This window comes from Duganella sp. Dugasp56 (assembly GCF_047304105.1).
In the GTDB taxonomy this organism is placed as follows: domain Bacteria; phylum Pseudomonadota; class Gammaproteobacteria; order Burkholderiales; family Burkholderiaceae_D; genus Rugamonas; species Rugamonas hordei.
This window is the reverse complement of the sequence record NZ_JBGLYQ010000015.1, coordinates 61,354-79,195: the sequence shown is the minus strand read 5'-3', so window position 1 is coordinate 79,195 and position 17,842 is coordinate 61,354. Positions and strand designations below refer to the sequence as shown.

Below are 17,842 nucleotides of genomic sequence, written 5' to 3'. Positions count from 1 at the left end.
GGAGAGCGCTACATGAAATTACAGATCCTGATCGCCACGCTGCTGGCCGCCTCGGCCTCGTCGGCCATCGCCGCCACCTACAACATCGACCCGACGCACACCTACCCGAGCTTCGAGGCCGACCACATGGGCCTGTCGGTATGGCGCGGCAAGTTCGGCAAGACCAGCGGCACCGTGACCATGGACCGCGCCGCCAAGACCGGCGCGCTGGACGTGACCATCGCCGCCGACTCGGTCGACTTCGGCATGGACAAGATGAACACCCACGCCAAGACGGCCGACATGTTCAACGTCGAGAAATTCCCGACCATCACCTACAAGAGCAAGTCGTTCAAGTTCGACGGCGACAAGCTGGTCGGCGTGGACGGCGAGCTGACGATGCTGGGCGTGACCAAGCCGGTATCGCTGAAGGTGGACAAGTTCAACTGCATCATGCACCCGCGCTACAAGCGTGAAGTGTGCGGCGCCAACGCGCTGGCCGAGTTCAAGCGCACCGATTTCGGCCTGAACTACGGCACCCCGGCCTTCGCTCCCGAAGTCAAGCTGGCGATCCAGATTGAAGCCATCAAGGCCGACTGAACGCCTGAGCCGGCGTAGCGTTCATCGCCTGCAAGACCCGACCACGCCCCGGCAACGCGGCGTGGTTTTTTTTGCAAATGGGTTACATTAACGTTCCATTCCACCAACCTGAGGAGATGTCATGGCCGCGAAAAAAATCGCCGTAGTGATCGGCAGCCTGCGCAAGGATTCGCTGAACCGCAAATTCGCCCACGAGGTCATCGCGCTGGCGCCGCCATCGCTGGCGTTCGAGATCGTGGAGATCGGCGAACTGCCGCTGTACAACCAGGACCTGGAAGAGAACGGCGCCACCGCGCCGCAGGCGTGGACGCATTTCCGCCAGCGCATCAAGGACGTCGACGGCGTGCTGTTCTTCACGCCCGAATACAACCGCTCGGTGCCGGCGCCGCTGAAGAACGCCATCGACGTAGGCTCGCGCCCTTACGGCAGCAGCGTCTGGAGCGGCAAGCCGGCCGCCATCATCAGCGTGTCGCCGGGCGCGGTCGGCGGCTTCGGCGCCAACCACCACCTGCGCCAGTCGATGGTGTTCCTCGACATGCCGCTGCTGCAGCAGCCGGAAGCCTATATCGGCGGCGCCGCCGGCCTGCTGGGCCCGGACGGCAAGCTGAACAACGACAGCACCAAACAGTTCCTGCAGAAGTTCGCCGCCACCTTTGCCGCGTGGGTAGAGACCAACGCCAGGAAGTGATCAGCGCCTGATCGCCCTGAAGGCAAACCCGGCCGCAGTCAGCGTGGCCGGCTTGCCTGGCGGTGCCGACTCGCGCCGCAGCGCCAGCAGCAAGGGCGTATTCCCGGCCGGCAGCAGCGCCAGGTCGGCGCCCGGCAGGTGCTGCGCCAGCAGTCCCGCCTCGTCCTCGCCCACGCGCTCGCAGCTGACATAGAGCCGGTACGACGCCCAGCTATTGCCCACCTCCAGCATGAATCCGGCGACGTGGGACGTGCCCGGCTGTCCCGGCAACGCCGTCACCCGCAGCCGCGTCTTGCCCTTGCGCAGATGCAGCGTATCCCAGGTTTGCATCGGATAAAACCGCGGCGCATCCGCCGCCACGGCAGCGCCCAGCTCAGCGTTGGTTGACGGCTCGACCATGATCACCGGCAAGCCGCCCAGCGCATCCAGCGGCGCCAGCCCGCCGTAGCGGCCGGCGCTGGCCGGCGTCACCAGCAGCAGGTCGGCTTGCGGCCAGTTGCGCACCGCCTCGGCGCTGTAAGCGTCCGCGTCGGCGCCCACCGTGAGAATATCCAGCCCCTGGAAGCGGATCAGCGCCAGCCCCTTGCCGGCCAGTTGCACACGCCCGGCGGACGTCTGCGGCACCCGGGCGGCCGCGTCCAGCTCGATCACATAACGGGGCCCGATCTGCGCCACGCCCATGCTGCAGCCCAGCGCCAGCAACAGCACCACGATCAATGCCCGCAATCCATACCTGTTCCGCATTGCTTCCTCCCGGCTGACGGCTCACCAGCCAGTAGAACACCGCCACCGCCAGCTTTTCTTGAAGCAACGCAATCGCGGCAGCCGGCTTGCCTGCCGGCGCTCAAAAATCGGGCACGAATGATACAATTCGCCCCTCGACGACGTGCTTATCCAGCGCGCTTCTTCCGCCAACTTCCTCTGAGATCCAGACAGCCATGCACCCAGAAATGCCGACGCCTTACGAAAAGGGCAATCAAAATCAAACCACCTTATGGACTGAATGCATCGCGTTCTACCAGGAGCTGGCGCAGCGCTTCCCGCAAGTGCTGCGGTTTGAGCAGATCGGCGTATCCGACGGCGGCATCGCCGTGCATGCGGGCGTGGTCAGCGCGGACGGCGTGTTCGACCGCGCGCAGATCAAGGCCGAAGGCCGCCCCGTCTTCTTCAACAACAACGGCATCCATCCCGGCGAGCCGGAAGGCGTGGACGCCTGCATGGCCATCGTGCGCGACCTGTGCTTCGAGCCGGCCCGCCTGGCCGCGCTGGGCAAGACGGTGCTGCTGTTCGTCCCGCTGTACAACGTCGACGGCGCGCTGAACCGCGCCAACACCTCGCGCGTGAACCAGGACGGTCCCGAGCAGTTCGGCTTCCGCGGCAACAGCCGCCACCTCGACCTGAACCGCGACTTCATCAAGTGCGACACGCTCAACGCGCAGCTGTTCAACCAGCTGATCGCCAGCTGGGATCCGGACGTCATGGTCGACACCCACACCTCCAACGGCGCCGACTACCCGTACACGATGACCTTGATCCACACGCAGGCGGACAAGCTGGGCTACGGCCTCGGCCCCTTCCTGCGCGAGACCATGCTGCCGCACATCTACGCGCAGATGGAAGCGAAAGGCTGGCCGACCTGCCCCTACGTCAACCCGATCAAGGACAGCCCGGACGACGGCATCGCCGAATTCCTGGAAGTGCCGCGCTTCTCGACCGGCTTCACGGCGCTGCACCACGTGATCGGCTTCATGCCCGAGACGCATATGCTCAAGCCCTTCAAGGACCGCTACGATTCGATGCGCGCGCTGCTGGACGTGACGATGGCCTTCACCGTCACCCACGGCGAGCAGATACAGAAGCTGCGCGCCGAGGCGCGCGAGCAGGCCGCCGGCGCAAAGGAATGGACCGTCAACTGGAAGCTGGACGAATCGAATCCATCGACCTTCCGCTTCAAGGGCTACGAAGCCAAGCGCAGCCCCAGCCTGCTGGGCGACTACATGCGCCTGTCCTACGACCGCAGCAAGCCGTGGGAAAAAGACATCCCCTACTACAACAGCTTCGTGCCGTCGGTCACCGTGCGCGCGCCGAAAGGATACGTGGTGCCGCAAGCCTGGCGCGAGGTGATCGAGCGCCTGCAATGGAACGGCGTCGAGATGGCCCGCTTCGACGAGGCCTCGGTCATCGAGGCGCAGTACTACCATATCGCCGCCGTCACCTCGCGCCCGAACGCCTACGAAGGCCATATGTACCACGACGCGGTGGAACTGGAAGCGCGCACCGGCAGCTTCACCGTGCAGCCGGGCGACTACTTCATTCCGCTCAAGCAGGTGCGCGCCCGCTACGTCGTCGAAACGCTGGAGCCGCAGGGCCACGACTCGTTCTTCCGCTGGGGCTTCTTCAACAGCGTGCTGGAGAAAAAAGAAGCGTTCTCCGACTACGTGTTCGAAGACCTGGCGCTGGAGATGCTGGAAACCGAGCCTGAGCTGAAGGCCAGGTTCGAACAGTGGAAGGCCGCCCATCCGGAACTGCTGGCCAACCAGGACAAGGTCCTCGGCTTCATCTTCGAGCACGGCAAGCGTCACGCCGAGCCGGAATGGCGCCGCTACCCGGTGCTGTCGGTTTTCTAAAACCGCCATGCACTACGCCCTCAACCCGCGCACCTTCTTCTACAGTCATTACTTCTATCTGGGCCTGCGCTTTGCCGCGGGCCTGATCGGCGTGACGCTGATCGCCCTGCAGTTCTCCAATATGGCGACCGCGATGACGGTCTGCATCGGAGCCCTCTGCACCGCGCTGATGGACATGCCCAGCCCGTTGCGCCACAAGTTCAACGAGATGAGCGCCTCGGTGCTGCTGTGCAGCGCCGTCACGCTGCTGATCAGCCTTTGCGCACCGCTGCCATGGCTGCTGATGACGATGCTGGTGGTGATCAGCTTCCTGGCCTGCATGATGGTCGTCTACGGCAAGAAGTCGATGCCGCTGCAACTGGCCACCTTGTTCATCATGACCATGTCGATGGAACACGAGATGACGGTGCGCGAGTCCTTCATCCACACCGGCCTGTTCACGCTGGGCGCCGTCGCCTACCTGGCCTACGCCATGGGCATCTCGTGGATACTGCGCCACCGCATCAAGCAGCAGGTGCTGGCGGAAGCCTTGTTCGAGCTGGCCGCCTACATCGACATCAAGGCCGACTTCTACGACAACCGCTACAACCTCACCGAACAATTCAACAAGCTGGTGCGCCATCAAAGCCTGCTGGCCGACCGCCAGCAGGCGTCGCGCGACCTGATACTGCGCAGCCACCAGAACAGCAAGGACGCCATCGTCGTGCAGACCCACGTCTGCATGCTGGACCTGTATGAGCTGATCCTGTCGACCCACACCGACTACACTCAGCTGCGCCTGCACCTGGCCGATGCGCCGGTGCTGAAAACGCTGCACGACCTGGCTTACAAGGCTGCGCGCGATATCGAATCGGTGGCCTACGACGTCACCCGCAAGAAGGCTTCCTATCCCGAGATCAGCTACGCGCCGGAGCTGGAGGCGGTCGAGGCGGAGCTGGCGGCCCTGCAGCGCCGCATCGACGAGGGCAAGCCGCAGCAGGAGGCGCTGGCCGTGCTGCGCGCCCAGCGCAACAAGATCCGCGCCATCATCAAGATGATCGGCGAGCTGCACCAGGCCAGCCAGAAGGCCTACGACAGCACGCCATTCTGGGTCGACGCCGACATGGGCCCGTTCCTGTCGCAGCAGAAGTACGAGTTCCGCATGATCCTGTCGCACCTGCGCTGGGACTCGCCGATCTTCCGCTTCTCGCTGCGCGTGGCGATGGCGATCTCGGTCGGCCTGGCGGTGGCCGCATGGCTGCCGTATGCGGCGCACAGCTACTGGATCGTGCTGACCATCGTCATCATCCTCAAGCCCAGCTTCAGCATGACCAAGCAGCGCCGCAGCGACCGCATCGTCGGCACCATCGTCGGTTGCGTGATCACCGCGCTGATCATCAAGTTCTTCAACTATCCGGCGGTGATACTCGGCTTCCTGATTTTGTCGACAGTGGCCACGCCGACCTTCATCTACCTGCGCTACCGCTATGCGGCGATCGCCGTCAGTATCATGATACTGCTGCAAATGCACCTGATCGCACCGGGCAACCACGACCTGATCATGGAGCGCCTGATCGACACCTTCATCGGCGCGGCCGTGGCGACGGCGTTCAGCTTCGTGCTGGCCAGCTGGGAATATCAAACCCTGCCGGGCCTGATCCGCGAGGTGTTGGACGTGAACCTGCGCTACATGCGGGCCAGCTTCGATCTGCTGCAAGGCAAGGGCAAGGACGATTTCGCCTACCGCATCGAGCGCAAGCGGCTGATGGACAGCCTGGCCTCGCTCAGCTCCGCGCTGGTGCGCATGCTCGACGAGCCGGCCCGCATGCAGCGCGCGGTGGAGGACATCAATCTGTTCATCGTGCAGAACTACCTGCTGGTGGCCCATGTGGCCGCGCTGCGCGCCATCCTGCGCCGCCACACGAAGGAACTGCCGACGGCGCCCGTCAACGCCATGCTGAGCGAGAGCCACGACCAGGTGGTGCGCATCCTGACGCAGGCGCTGGCGCCGCAGGGCAAGGCCGCCATGACGATGACAGCACCAGCCGCCGCACCGTCCATCGACGAAACCAGCGTGCCGTGGTCCGGCTGGCCGCTGGTCCAGCGCCGCATTCGCCTGCTGCAGGCCGACGCCCTCAAGATCATCGTCCACAGCGAAGCCATCGTACGCGACGTCGCCTAGGCTGATAACATAGGGCGATGAACTCATCGTCCACTTCCTTCAGCACGCGCGACCTGGTGTCCGCATTGTTCGTCGTCCTGATCTGGGGCACCAACTTCGTTGCGATGAAGGTCGGCCTGCGCGACCTGACGCCGTTCCAGATGGGCGCCGGCCGCTACGTCTTCGCCGTGCTGCCGCTGATCCTGTTCGTGCGTCCGCCCAAGCTGCCGGTCAAGTGGGTCGTGCTGTACGGCCTGTTCCAGGGCGTCGGCCAATTCGGCCTGCTGTTCCTGTCGCTGCGGATCGGCATGTCGGCCTCGCTGGCCTCGGTGATCCTGCAGACGCAGGTCTTCTTCACCGCCTTCTTCGGCTTCGCGCTGCTGCACGAACGCGCCAGCCGCGCGCTGCAGGCGGGCTTGCTGCTGGCCGCAGCGGGCCTGGTCTGCTTCGGCATGAACTACGTGCAGCCCGGCCACGCCGGCGCCACCACCGCTGGCGGCTTCGCCCTGTGCCTGGCCGCCGCCGCGATGTGGGCGGCATCGAACATCGTCGTGCGCCGTGCGCAGCAGGCCACGCCGCAATTCGATGTGGTGAGCTTCATGGTCTGGTGCAGCCTGGTGCCCATCGTGCCGTTCGTCGGCCTGTCGCTGGCCTTCGACGATCCCGCCACCCGCTGGCACTGGACCGCCGCGCCTTTCAGCACCTGGATCGCCGTCGCCTACCTTGGCTGGATGGCCACCATCCTCGGCTACGCGATGTGGACGCGTTTGTTGAAGCGCCACCCGGTCAACCGCGTCGCGCCGTTCAGCCTTGGCGTGCCGGTGGTCGGCATCAGCACCGGCATGATCGTGTTGGGCGACGTCATCACCTCCTGGCAGTGGGCCGGCATTACGCTGATCGTGGCGTCGCTGGTCTGCACCATGTTCGGCGGCCGCTGGCTGGACAGGCGCTAGGCGAAGCAGACCCGGTTGCGGCCCGACTCCTTGGCGCGGTACAGCAGCGCGTCGGCCTTCTGCAGCATCGCTTCCGCCGTGCCGGCGGCGATGTCAGCATACACGCCCATGCTCATGGTCACCTTCAGGTCCGGGTGCATTTCATGCCACGGGAAGCCCTCGATCAGGTTGCGCAGCTTGTCGCACAGCGCGGCCGCCTGCGGCAGCTCGGTCTCCGGGAAGGCGATGACGAATTCCTCTCCGCCGTAGCGCGCCACCAGGTCGCTCAGGCGCATGTGGCTGCGCAGGATCTCGCCCACCTGGCGCAGCACCGCGTCGCCGGTGGCATGCGAGAACTGGTCGTTGATGCGCTTGAAGTGATCGATATCGCCGATCACCATGCTGAATGGGCGCTGGTGGCGCACCGCATGGCTGAACAGCGTGGTGGCCTGCTCGTCGAAGTGCCGGCGGTTATGCAGCTTGGTCAGCGCATCGCGCACGCTCAACTCGCGCATCTGCTCCGCCTGCGCCAGGATGGTCTGGTGCGAGTTCTTCAACTCCTCGTGCGAGCGCGCCAGCTTCTCGCTCATGTCGTTGAAGGCGCTGGCCAGCGTCGCCACTTCGTCCTTGCCCTCCACCGGCACGCGCTGCAGCAGCGAGCCGCCGTGCATCGCCCGCACGGCGCCGGTCAGGTGGCTCAGCTTGCGGCTCAGTCCACGGCTCAGCAGCACGCCCAGCACCAGCGCCAGCACCGCGGCGCCCGTCACGCCGGCGATCAGCGCCTCGCGCATCGCCGCCAGGTATTGCAGTTCCTGCTTGCTGGGCGTGAACACGCCTTCCGGCGAGATGTAGGCGGCCACCTGGCCGTTCACCATCACCGGGCGCGCGTCCTTGCGCGAGGCCTCCGGCAGCAGGTCGTCGTGACGATAGACGCCGGCGCCCAGCAGCACACGGTAGTTCGGGCCGGTCAGGATGAAGTGGAAAGGCGGCTCTCCGCCCGCCCCCGGCCCCCGTGGTGGAGGCGGGCGACGGCCTTCCGGCGGCCCGTTCTCCTCGCCACGAGGGCCTTCGGGCGGCGGCCCTTCCGATCTTTGGCCATCTTCCTCGCGCGGTGGCCTGCCGTTATCCGGCCGGCCGTCGGCGCGATGCATATAGTTGTCGAACGGTTCGGCTGCCACGGCCGCCTCCCAGCTGCCATGCTTTTGCAGATAAGCGTTGACGGCGTCGTAGAAATGATCGGCCGCCTGCTGGCGCCGGATCAGGTCGACTTTCTTGGTCATGCCGACGTACGCCAGTCCCCCCACCATCGCCACCGCAGCCAGACCGGTCAGCAGCAAAGCCAGCATGAATTTTGTGCGCAGGGACATCGAAACTCCATCAGATTATTGCCAATTGGACACAATGATACCTCGAACGAACGCGTCCGAGCCAAGAAATACTCACTATAACGTTGCCCATAGGAACGCTTTTCTCATAGGAGAAAGCGCCAGTTATATAGAAAACTTATGGCGTTTATCACAAATCAAAAGTTTTCTTATTACTGAAAGCCGCGCATACTGCACTGCAGCAAACGAACATTCATAGGAGCTTCTGATGAGCACGACCAACCTGACCTACAACGACTTCGCAAGCAATGGCTACCTGAGCAACGTGGCAACTGCCGCCCGCCAATTGATCGCAGCACTGTTCGCTGTCAAGGCAAGTCCAGCCGTAGTGGCGGACGAGGTGGCCGAGATGCACAGCAAGGAAGCTTCGATTTACTGGCTGAACAGCCTGGCCAATGATTGCGAACGTCATTCCCCTAACCTGTCTGCCGAACTGCGCTTCATGGCGTCGCGCGGTTAATTGAACCAATTTTTGAATTTAACTTCCTGGAGATCACCATGCTGACCATTATCGAAAACCTGCCTGCCGCCATCGCCCTGTCCGGCCTCGTTCTGCGCCTGTACCTGGGTGCCAACCCAAGCAAAGACGAAGCGTAAGCTGCGGACGTAAAAAAAGCCCCGGCCGCATTCAGCGCGCCGGGGCTTTTTTACGTCCAGGGCTGTTACTTGTTCAGGTTCGACTTGCGGATGCCGTAGAAGAAATAGGTCACGATCGCGGCGCTCATCCAGATGATGAAGATGGTGTAAGTCGTCAGCGACAGGCCGAACATCAGGTACAGGCAGGCGCAGATGCTCAGGCCAGGCACAAAGTAAGGGCCGAAAGGCACGCGGAAGCCCTTGGTGCCCTTGCCGTTTTCCTTCTTGCGCATCACCGGCACCGCCAGCGACACCACGATGAAGGCCGTCAGCGTGCCCATGCTGACCATGTCCCACAGGAAGGTCGCGTCGACAAAGCCGGCCACCAGGCCCACCACCGTGCAGACGATCAAGGTGTTGTGCACCGGCGATGCCGTGCGCGGGCTCACCTTGCGGAACGATGGCGAGATCAGGCCGTCCTTCGAGATCGCGTACAGGATGCGGGTCTGGCCGTAGATCGTCACCAAGGTCACGCTGAACACCGAGATCACCGCGCCCGCAGCCAGCACCAGCGCCGGCCAGGTCTTGCCGGTGACGTTTTGCAGGATCACGGCGAGGCCGGCTTCCTGCCCAGCGAATTTATAGGCCGGCTGCGCGCCCATCGCCGCCACGGCCACCAGCAGGTAGAACAGGGTCACGATGCCCAGCGCGGCCAGGATGCCGATCGGCACATTGCGCTTGGGGTCGCGCACTTCCTCGCCGGCGGTGGCCACGGTGTCCAGGCCGATGAAGGAGAAGAACACGGTTGCCGCGGCGGCCGTCACGCCGGTCATGCCGGTGATGTGGACGCCGTTGTCCGGGCTGAAGAACGGATGGAAATTGTTTATATCAAAGCCGGAGAAGGCGATCACCACGAAGAAGATCAGGATCGCCAGCTTGATCATCACCATGATCGCGTTGGTGGTGGCCGATTCCTTGGTGCCGCGTATCAGCAGCAGGCAGCACAGGCCCACCAGCAGGATGGGCGGCAGATTGATATGGCCGCCATGGAACTCGATGCCCTTGGCCGTCGACACTATCATCGGCGAGCGCAGCACTTCGGGGATATGCCAGCCGAAGGCGTTGTTGAGGAAGTTGTTCAGGTAGTCGGACCAGCCGATCGCCGTGGCGCTGGCCGCCAATCCATATTCGAGCAGCAGGCAGGCGGCCATGATGAAGGCCAGGAACTCGCCCACCGTCGCGTAAGCGAAGGAGTACGAGGAACCGGACGCCGGAATGCGGAACGACAGCTCGGCATAGCACAGCGCGGTCAGGCCGGCGGTGATCGCGGCGAACAGGAAGGACAGGATCACGGAAGGACCGGCTTTTGGCACGGCTTCGACCATCGTGAAGAAAATGCCGGTGCCGATCGTGGCGCCGACGCCGATCATAGTCAGGGGAAACAGTCCGATGGAGCGGTGAAGGCTGTTGCTGCTTGGGGCGTGTTCTACTGCTGTGGTGTCGACCGGTTTGGTACGGGTCAGTTTCTGGACCAGCGTTTGGTTCACAGGCGGTTCCTTGTGGGAGAGATGTTCGGGCAAAAAAACTAAGCGATTATAGGGCCTTCCGGCCCATCGCCATACAGTAATTTTGTGTTAGAAAAACAACTCAGAGGCCAGACGCCACAAGGGGAAGGTTACAGTTGCTTACTTTTGATACAGCACGATGTATAGATTGAAAACTCGCGCCCGGCTACTCTTGAGTCAAGTGTTACATTCCGTCAAGAAGGAGCCTGCCATGCCTATCCAAAAGATCCCTACCGTATCCCGGCGTTTTCACCCTGCGGTGGCGGGCGCCGCCGTGGCCCTGCTGGGGCTGGCGGGCACCCTGGCGGCGTTGCTGATGCGCGGTTAAGCGAACGGTCCCAGATAGTCGCGTTTCCCCACCGGCACGCCCTGGTTGCGCAGGATGTCGTGCGCGGTGACGATGTGGAAGAAGAAATTCGGCAGCGCGAAGGTCAACAGGTAATCGTCACCTTTGAACTCGGGCTGGAACGAACCAAAATTAAGTTTGATCGTACGCACCTCGCTGCCCGCCAGCGCATCCGCGTCGACGCTGTTCAGATAGGCGATGGTGTTGGCGATGCGTTCCTGCAATTGATCGAACGACGTCTCGTTGTCTTCAAACTTGGGCGCCACCACGCCGCTGAGGCGCTCCACCGACATTTTCGACGTATCGCTGGCGCGCTGCACCTGCGCCGACAGCGGAAGCATATCGTCGGCCAGCCGCGCAGAGATCATCGCATCCGGCACCGAGCCATGCTGCTCCACGTGCGCCTCCGCCTTGTGCAGCAAATCCGCCAGCACATTCAACCCGCGCACAAACACGGGCACCGAAACCTGATGCATCGATAGCGACATAATCTGCTCCTGTTGATTGAATACAGAAGCAGTATAGCCGCTACCCACCATGCGCGCCGTCAGGCCAGCTCGTCGACGTTGTTGCCGATTTTGCTGGCATCGGCAGCCTTGTCCGATGGATGCGAGACATCGTAGACCAGCTGCTCCTGTTCGGAGACCGTGCCATCCTGGTTGGTGTCGGCCGCTTCGTAGGTTTTGGTCGAGCTGCTGGCGCTGCCGGCACCACCTGCTCCGCCCGCGCCTTCAGGAGGTTTGCCACCGCCGTGTGCTCCGCCGGAGCCGCCCGCACCACCCGCAGGACGCGGCGGTGCGAAGGTGCCGCTCTTGATCGCCGTCTCCAGATCGGACTGCGTGATCGAGCCGTTCTTCTGCGTGTCGATGGCGTCGAACTGCTTGGTGGCGTCATCGGCCGATACGCCCTTGGACTCCAGGCCTGACACGAATTCATCCTTGTTGACCTTGCCGTCCTTGTCGGTATCCAGATCGCTGAATACCTTGGATGCAAAGCGCGCCGCGCCCTTGGCGGGATCGAAGGCGGTGGCTTGGGTGCTGCTGCTTGAGATGCCGCTGATTGCTGTCGTCATGGTGCTTACTCCGTAGTTAAGGACAATGCTGCTCCTGTTAACGAACTAATCCATGTAACCATGATCCCGCAAGGTGTAAAGGCGGGTAAAGATCGGGATCAGCTGACGCGTACCACCATCAGCCCGGCCCGCAGGCCGACGCGCACGTCGGGATTGGGGAACACCACCAGCTCCTCGGGATGCTGGACGGTGTAGATCGTGTCGCCGTCGCGGGCGATTTCCTCGCCTTGCTTCAGCGCCGTGAAGTTGTGCGTGTCCTTGCCGAAGGCCATCTGGAACTGGTCGCTCAATTTGATGATCTGGCGCGCGGTGTTGAAGACGTGCGGCTGTTGTTTGGCCTCGCGCCTGGCCGCGCCGCGCAGCAGATCGTCCAGCGCCAGCGAGGCGTCGGCAAATTGCGCGAGGTCGTTCTGGCCCAGCGTGCCGATGCGCCCCAGCTCGATCGTGGTGCCGGCCGCCGCATGGTGCTCGGCCGAATAGTAGCTGTACGTCCCCACCGACGACGGGTTCATGATGACGGCGCCGATGCCGGCCAGTCCCAGCCACTCGATCAGCGTATGCCGCGGCTGGTCCGCGATAATCTCCGGCACGATAGCGAAGGTAGGATAGACCGATGGCCGTATCGCCGTGTGCAGATCCAGGTGCCAGCGCACCGGCCCCGCATCCGCGAAGAAGGCCGTGGTGGCGGCGATCATCACGTCGGCGCGCGCCGCTTCGGCGGTGCCTTCCAGCGACCCGCGCTCCTTGCGGAACATGCGGTTCAGGTCGGCATCGATGAAGCGTTTGCCGGCGCGGATGGCGCCGATATTGCCGACGCAAAGCATCAGGTTGACCGCCAGCGAGGAAGCCTGATGCGACAGGGCGTCCAGCAGATACGCCACCATCTCGATCGGGCCGGTTTCGTCGCCGTGCACGCCAACCGAGACCAGCACGCTCGGACGATCGCCGGCAGCCTTGATGGTCAGGATACCGTCGGCCGGCTGCGCCACCGCAAAACCGGCCGCCGAAAAGCGCTGCGCCACGGCGCTGAAATCCGCTTCAGCGAGCGAGCGTACGGCTTCCGGCAAGGTTGCTGGCAAATCTCCCATCGCCTTACACCACCAGCATCGTGTTGCCGGAGTTGGTCGCTTCGGACAATGCCCACACATCCAGCATCGCCTGCTCCAGGTCCGTCGCCGCCGCATAGCCGGACAGGCCCAGCGTGTTGGCCACGACTTCCACCGCTTCCGACGCGCTGTGGCCCCCGGTCGCATGCTGCAGCACCTGCGACAGCAGGCGTTGCTGCGTGCGGCGCAGCGCGTTCTGCGCATAGCTGCGCAGCTGTTCCTGCGAACGGCTGGTGGCAGGCAGTTTCAAGCCGCGTTCCAGCGTATCGATGCCGACCTGCGCGCGCAGCGCCAGGCCAACCTGCAGGAACGCCGGCAGGTCCATGCCTTCCGGACGCGATACCGACAGCGCGGCAAACACAAACGCCGCCACCGCCTCGATCGCTTCAACCGCTTTCCATGCCAGCACAAACCCGGTGCGCAGGCCGGCGGTGATATCCGCGTCGGACTGACTACCCGCAGGCGTCAGCGCCGCCAGCGTCTCCGGCTTGGCGAACAGCTTGGTCAGTTCGGCCACGCCCGCGCGCAGCTGGTCCGCAGGCACCGTCAGCACGCCTTCGATGACAGACTTCTGCAGCACGCGGGTACGGCCGTCGACCTTGATCGACACGGCGCGCGGCACCTTCAGCGCGTCGGCATCCAGCGTGGCAAAGACAGGCGCCAGGTTCAACGCGGACCATGCCTGGCCCCACGCCAGGATCACTTCCGATTCATCCACGCCATGCTCGCCGGCCAGCTGGCGCAGCATCAATGGACCGCAACGGTTGACCGATTCATTGGCCAGCACGGTCGCCAGGATGGCGTTGGCCAGCGGGTGCGCCAGCGCGGGACGGGTAGCCACCAGCAGGTCCGGGAAGTACGGCTTCAGCACCGACTCGGCCCAGCTCAGGTCCGTCAGCGGCAGCGCCGACAGGATGCGCTTGTAGCGGTTCTTGACGTTGGCGATCACCACCGCCAGTTCCGGCGTGGTCAGGCCACGGCCGTCGGCCTTGCGGCGCGCCAGTTCAGCCACGGATGGCAGCTGTTCCAGTTCGCGCGACAGCGCGCCCTCTTCTTCCAGGAAGGCGATCAGCGATGCGTAGCCGTCCTGCACGGAAGCGTCGGCCTGCGCCTGGGCTTCGCGCACCAGCAACTGCGTTTGCAGCGTGTTGTCGCGCAGGACCAGGCGTTCGATGTCGGCTGTCATTTCGTTCAGCACGCGGTTGCGGTCCGCTTCGCTCAACTGGCCGGCGTTCATTTCCACGTCCAGCCACATCTTCGCGTTCACTTCATGGTCGGAGCAATCCACGCCGGCCGAGTTGTCGATCGCATCGGTGAAGATGCGGCCGCCCGACAGCGCGAACTCGATGCGGCCGGCCTGGGTCGCGCCCAGGTTGCCGCCCTCGGCCACGACCTTGCAACGCAGCTGGTTGCCGTCGACGCGGATATTGTCGTTGGCGCGGTCCTTGACCTGCGCGTGCGATTCGGTCGACGCCTTGATGTAGGTGCCGATACCGCCGTTATAGAACAGGTCCACCGGCGCCAGCAGGATGCGGTGCATCAGCTCTTCCGGCGGCAGCGAGGTTTCCTCGATATCCAGCGCGGCGCGGATCTGCGGCGACAGCTCGATGCTGCGGGCGGTGCGCGGGTACACGCCGCCGCCGGCCGAGATCAGTTCCTTGTCGTAGTCGTCCCACGAGGAGCGCGGCAGCGCGAACATGCGCTCGCGTTCGACGAAGGATTTTTCCATGTCCGGATTCGGATCGAGGAAGATGTGGCGGTGATCGAAAGCGGCGACGATCTTCAGCTTGCGCGACAACAGCGCGCCGTTGCCGAACACGTCGCCCGACATGTCGCCGACGCCGACCATGGTCACAGGCGTGGCGTGGATGTCGTGATCCATTTCGTAGAAGTGGCGCTTGACGGCTTCAAACGCGCCCTTGGCGGTGATGCCCATCTTCTTGTGGTCGTAGCCGTTCGAACCGCCCGACGCGAACGCGTCGCCCAGCCAGAAGCCGCGCTCCACGGCGATGCCGTTGGCGATGTCGGAGAAGGTCGCGGTGCCCTTGTCGGCAGCCACCACCAGGTACGGGTCGTTGCCGTCGTAGCAGACGGTGTCGGCCGGCGAAACGATATTGCCCAGCACGCGGTTGTCGGTCATTTCCAGCAGGCTGGCGATGAACAGGCGGTACACCGCCTCGCCTTCGGCCGCGATGGTCTCGCGCACGGCGTCCTTCGGCATCTGCTTGCAAACGAAGCCTCCCTTGGCGCCAGCCGGCACGATGACGGCGTTCTTCACCATCTGCGCCTTGACCAGGCCGAGGACCTCGGTGCGGTAGTCTTCCATGCGGTCCGACCAGCGCAGGCCGCCGCGGGCGACAGGGCCGCCGCGCAGGTGCACGCCTTCGAAGCGGCGCGAGAACACGAAGATCTCGCGGAACGGACGCGGCTCCGGCACCAGCGACAGATTGCTGGTGTCGAACTTGAAGATGATCTTGTCGCCCTTCTGATTGTTCTGGAAGTAGTTGGTGCGCAGCGTGGCGGTGATCAGGTCGACCATCGCACCCAGCACTTCTTCGCTGTCGGCGTGGTTGATGGCCGGCAGGCGGCTCTTGATGCCGGCCAGCGTATCGAGTGCGGCGGCGCGGGTGGCGGCGTCCAGCGCGGGATTGAAGCGCTGCAGGAACGCGTCCACCAGCTCCTTCACAATCGCCGGCTGCTTGCGCAGCGTTTCAGCGATGTAGCGCACCGAGAAACGGGTGCCGGTCTGGCGCCAGTAACTCATATAGGCGCGCACCAGTTGCACTTGTCGCACGCTCAAGCCGCCTTCGATGACCAGGCCGTTCAGGCGGCCGTCTTCGGCCTCGTTGTTGAACAGCGAGGCAAACAGTTCCTGCGCGACCGGCACCACTTCGGCCTTGGCCAGGTTGGCGGCGCTGGCTGCATCCACCGTCAGGCTGGTGACGAAGCGACGCTGGCCGTCCAGGCGGATCGAGTGCGCCTGTTCGCGGTCGATGGCGACGCCGGCGTTATGCAGCGCCGGCAGGATGGTCGACAGCGACGGTACGCGGTCGACGGAATACAAACGGATCGTGGTGGCATCGGCCTCCGCACCGTTGCCGACGTCGACGCGAACGTCCACGCGCGATGGGTCGGTGTTGGCCAGGATCGCTTCCAGGTCGTGGAAGGCGGCTTGCGGCGCGGTCGAAGCGACGTAGTCGGTCGGCAGCGTGGCGCACATGCGGCGCAGGTGCGCGCGCATCGGCACGTTAGGCACCGCATCGGCCAGCGCGGAGAACTGGTCATGCCAGCCGTCCAGCACCGACAACAGCGGCTGCTGGATATCGGTTTCCAGGTCCAGCGGATAGCGCGCGGCATGGGCGATCAGGTAGACGCGGGCCAGCGGACCGTCGGCCACCAGCGTCTGCGAGCTGACATGCTGGGCACCGGAGCTGGCTTGCAGCGCCTTGGCCAGCGACGAAGCGACGCTTGCGCTGTAACGCTCGCGCGGCAGGTAGACCAGTACATTCAGGTGACGCGCATAGACGTCGCGGCGGGCAAACACCTTGGTGCGCGGCTGCTTGTACAGCGATACCACGGCGCCGCAGACCTCGGCCAGCCATTCCGGTTCGCCTTCCAGCGCTTCGGTGCGCGGCAGCGACTCCAGGATCTCGATGAATTTCTCGGCGCGGAAGCCTTCCTGGCGCACGCCGGCGATGCTCAGCACCTTGGCGACGCGGCCGCGCGCGAACGGCAGGCGATTCAACGGCGTGGCGGTGGCGGCGCGGGTGAACAAACCGACGAAGCAGTATTCGCCAAGGATCGCGCCTTGCGCGTCGGTGTGGCGCACGCCGATGAAGTCCAGCTGCTGGTCGCGGTGCAGCGTGCCTTCGACGTCGGCCTTGACGATGGACAGCGTGTTGGCGCGTTTCGACAGCGTGTCGAAATCGCCGGGAATATTGGCCAGGCAGGTGCCGTAGACCGGATGCGACGTATCCTGCAGCACGCCGATGCGGCTCGGGATGTCGCGCTCCAGTTCGCGCACGCCCGGCTTGACCTGGTAGTAGGCATAGCCGAAGGGCTCGAACCCTTCGGTCTTGGCCCATTCGAGGAAGGCCGCGACTTCCTTGCCTTCGTCGCCGTGGGTGGCGGCTTCGGCGCCGATGCGGCTGAAGTGGGCTTCCATCGCGGCCTTGTCGCGGCGGACCACGGCGGCATCGCGCGACACCATTTCCAGGCGCTCGACCAGCATGCCGATTTCAGCATCCGGCAGGTCTTCGGACAGCAGGCACAGTACGTACGATTCCAGCTTGTCGCCACTCTGGCCGACGGCCGTCACCACGCCGTCCGCGTTACGCGCGACCGGCAGCACCGAATTCAACACGCCGTCGACGCCGACGCGCAGCTTGCGCATCGCCATGACGATGGAGTCCACCAGGTACGGCATGTCATCGTTCAGGATCAGCAGCGCGGTGGCCATGCCGCCGCGGCCGTCCGCGTAGCGCAGTTTGGCGATTTGCGCGCCGGATCCGGTGCGCTTGGAAGCGAAGGTGAAACCATCCCACAAAACTGGCGCCAGGCTGTCGGGCGCGGTGCCCGACAAGTCTTCGTCATCCAGGGAGCCGAGCCAGGCGCTGATCAGCGCCGCGACTTGTGTGCTGTCGCTGGCAGGCTTGCTTGCGTTGACCAAATCCAGCGTCTGTTTGCGCAGGTCTTGTGGCATTTGTTTCATCGTTGCTTCTCCAATACGTTATGAGTATTTTATGTTGCAGAGCCGCGCCGGCTTGTGGCTGCGCGGCGGTGGTCGCGTGTTATTAAACACCAAATCGCCATATGGGGGTGAAATC

At 64.1% G+C, this 17,842-nt stretch carries 13 protein-coding genes; 6 read left to right on the top strand and 7 right to left on the bottom strand.

Annotated features, from left to right (window positions below):
- The first annotated feature begins 12 nt into the window (after positions 1-12).
- Together ACCD07_RS12640 and ACCD07_RS12635 are read left to right on the top strand one after the other, a co-directional pair.
- Positions 13-579, top strand: a complete 567-nt coding sequence (locus tag ACCD07_RS12640; RefSeq protein WP_176655755.1) for a YceI family protein — start codon at positions 13-15, stop codon at positions 577-579.
- A gap of 121 nt (positions 580-700) precedes the next feature.
- A complete protein-coding gene (locus tag ACCD07_RS12635) occupies positions 701-1,267 on the top strand; it encodes an NADPH-dependent FMN reductase (protein ID WP_176655756.1) in 567 nt (188 codons plus the stop codon).
- On the opposite strand, the gene ACCD07_RS12630 is transcribed toward ACCD07_RS12635, so the two are convergent.
- Positions 1,268-2,011, bottom strand: coding sequence for a hypothetical protein (locus ACCD07_RS12630; protein WP_413447524.1), 744 nt, complete (start codon positions 2,009-2,011; stop codon positions 1,268-1,270). It lies immediately after the preceding gene.
- A gap of 194 nt (positions 2,012-2,205) precedes the next feature.
- On the opposite strand from ACCD07_RS12630, the gene ACCD07_RS12625 reads away from it, so the two are divergent.
- The 3 genes from ACCD07_RS12625 to ACCD07_RS12615 are packed head-to-tail and all read left to right on the top strand — an operon-like array spanning position 2,206 to position 6,987.
- On the top strand, positions 2,206-3,894 hold the full coding sequence (locus ACCD07_RS12625) for a M14 family zinc carboxypeptidase (RefSeq protein WP_413447523.1): 1,689 nt from the start codon (positions 2,206-2,208) through the stop codon (positions 3,892-3,894).
- 7 nt (positions 3,895-3,901) lie between these two features.
- The gene (locus tag ACCD07_RS12620; protein WP_413447522.1) at positions 3,902-6,055 is read left to right on the top strand and encodes an FUSC family membrane protein; all 2,154 of its coding nucleotides are present in this window, start codon (positions 3,902-3,904) and stop codon (positions 6,053-6,055) included.
- A gap of 17 nt (positions 6,056-6,072) precedes the next feature.
- Positions 6,073-6,987: an EamA family transporter gene (locus ACCD07_RS12615; RefSeq protein ID WP_413447521.1), complete on the top strand. Its 915-nt coding sequence runs from the start codon at positions 6,073-6,075 to the stop codon at positions 6,985-6,987.
- On the opposite strand, the gene ACCD07_RS12610 is transcribed toward ACCD07_RS12615, so the two are convergent.
- Positions 6,984-8,333: a diguanylate cyclase gene (locus ACCD07_RS12610; protein WP_413447520.1), complete on the bottom strand. Its 1,350-nt coding sequence runs from the start codon at positions 8,331-8,333 to the stop codon at positions 6,984-6,986. The genes ACCD07_RS12615 and ACCD07_RS12610 overlap by 4 nt on opposite strands.
- A gap of 226 nt (positions 8,334-8,559) precedes the next feature.
- On the opposite strand from ACCD07_RS12610, the gene ACCD07_RS12605 reads away from it, so the two are divergent.
- Complete coding sequence (locus tag ACCD07_RS12605; protein ID WP_353404398.1) at positions 8,560-8,811, top strand: hypothetical protein; 252 nt, start codon at positions 8,560-8,562, stop codon at positions 8,809-8,811.
- 202 nt (positions 8,812-9,013) lie between these two features.
- Here ACCD07_RS12605 and ACCD07_RS12600 read toward each other — a convergent pair whose 3' ends face one another.
- The 5 genes from ACCD07_RS12600 to ACCD07_RS12580 all read right to left on the bottom strand — a co-directional run bounded on the left by ACCD07_RS12600 (position 9,014) and on the right by ACCD07_RS12580 (position 17,727).
- Positions 9,014-10,474 carry an APC family permease gene (locus tag ACCD07_RS12600; protein ID WP_176655762.1) on the bottom strand — a complete coding sequence of 487 codons (1,461 nt, stop codon included), beginning with the start codon at positions 10,472-10,474 and terminating at the stop codon, positions 9,014-9,016.
- 342 nt (positions 10,475-10,816) lie between these two features.
- Positions 10,817-11,326, bottom strand: coding sequence for a DUF1993 domain-containing protein (locus tag ACCD07_RS12595; RefSeq protein ID WP_176655763.1), 510 nt, complete (start codon positions 11,324-11,326; stop codon positions 10,817-10,819).
- Positions 11,327-11,385: 59 nt separating this feature from the next.
- On the bottom strand, positions 11,386-11,910 hold the full coding sequence (locus ACCD07_RS12590) for an EF-hand domain-containing protein (protein ID WP_413447519.1): 525 nt from the start codon (positions 11,908-11,910) through the stop codon (positions 11,386-11,388).
- Positions 11,911-12,008: 98 nt separating this feature from the next.
- Positions 12,009-12,998: a succinylglutamate desuccinylase gene (locus tag ACCD07_RS12585; RefSeq protein ID WP_413447518.1), complete on the bottom strand. Its 990-nt coding sequence runs from the start codon at positions 12,996-12,998 to the stop codon at positions 12,009-12,011.
- Positions 12,999-13,002: 4 nt separating this feature from the next.
- On the bottom strand, positions 13,003-17,727 hold the full coding sequence (locus ACCD07_RS12580; RefSeq protein ID WP_413447517.1) for an NAD-glutamate dehydrogenase domain-containing protein: 4,725 nt from the start codon (positions 17,725-17,727) through the stop codon (positions 13,003-13,005).
- Positions 17,728-17,842: the final 115 nt, after the last annotated feature.

Bases quoted from the DNA above. Each gene is read 5' to 3' on its own strand.
- ACCD07_RS12635 (WP_176655756.1), top strand. From the start codon at position 701: ATGGCCGCGAAAAAAATCGCCGTAGTGATCGGCAGCCTGCGCAAGGAT.
- ACCD07_RS12640 (WP_176655755.1), top strand. From the start codon at position 13: ATGAAATTACAGATCCTGATCGCCACGCTGCTGGCCGCCTCGGCCTCG.
- ACCD07_RS12630 (WP_413447524.1), bottom strand. From the start codon at position 2,011: ATGCGGAACAGGTATGGATTGCGGGCATTGATCGTGGTGCTGTTGCTG.
- ACCD07_RS12625 (WP_413447523.1), top strand. From the start codon at position 2,206: ATGCACCCAGAAATGCCGACGCCTTACGAAAAGGGCAATCAAAATCAA.
- ACCD07_RS12590 (WP_413447519.1), bottom strand. From the start codon at position 11,910: ATGACGACAGCAATCAGCGGCATCTCAAGCAGCAGCACCCAAGCCACC.
- ACCD07_RS12595 (WP_176655763.1), bottom strand. From the start codon at position 11,326: ATGTCGCTATCGATGCATCAGGTTTCGGTGCCCGTGTTTGTGCGCGGG.
- ACCD07_RS12580 (WP_413447517.1), bottom strand. From the start codon at position 17,727: ATGAAACAAATGCCACAAGACCTGCGCAAACAGACGCTGGATTTGGTC.
- ACCD07_RS12620 (WP_413447522.1), top strand. From the start codon at position 3,902: ATGCACTACGCCCTCAACCCGCGCACCTTCTTCTACAGTCATTACTTC.
- ACCD07_RS12605 (WP_353404398.1), top strand. From the start codon at position 8,560: ATGAGCACGACCAACCTGACCTACAACGACTTCGCAAGCAATGGCTAC.
- ACCD07_RS12585 (WP_413447518.1), bottom strand. From the start codon at position 12,998: ATGGGAGATTTGCCAGCAACCTTGCCGGAAGCCGTACGCTCGCTCGCT.
- ACCD07_RS12615 (WP_413447521.1), top strand. From the start codon at position 6,073: ATGAACTCATCGTCCACTTCCTTCAGCACGCGCGACCTGGTGTCCGCA.
- ACCD07_RS12610 (WP_413447520.1), bottom strand. From the start codon at position 8,333: ATGTCCCTGCGCACAAAATTCATGCTGGCTTTGCTGCTGACCGGTCTG.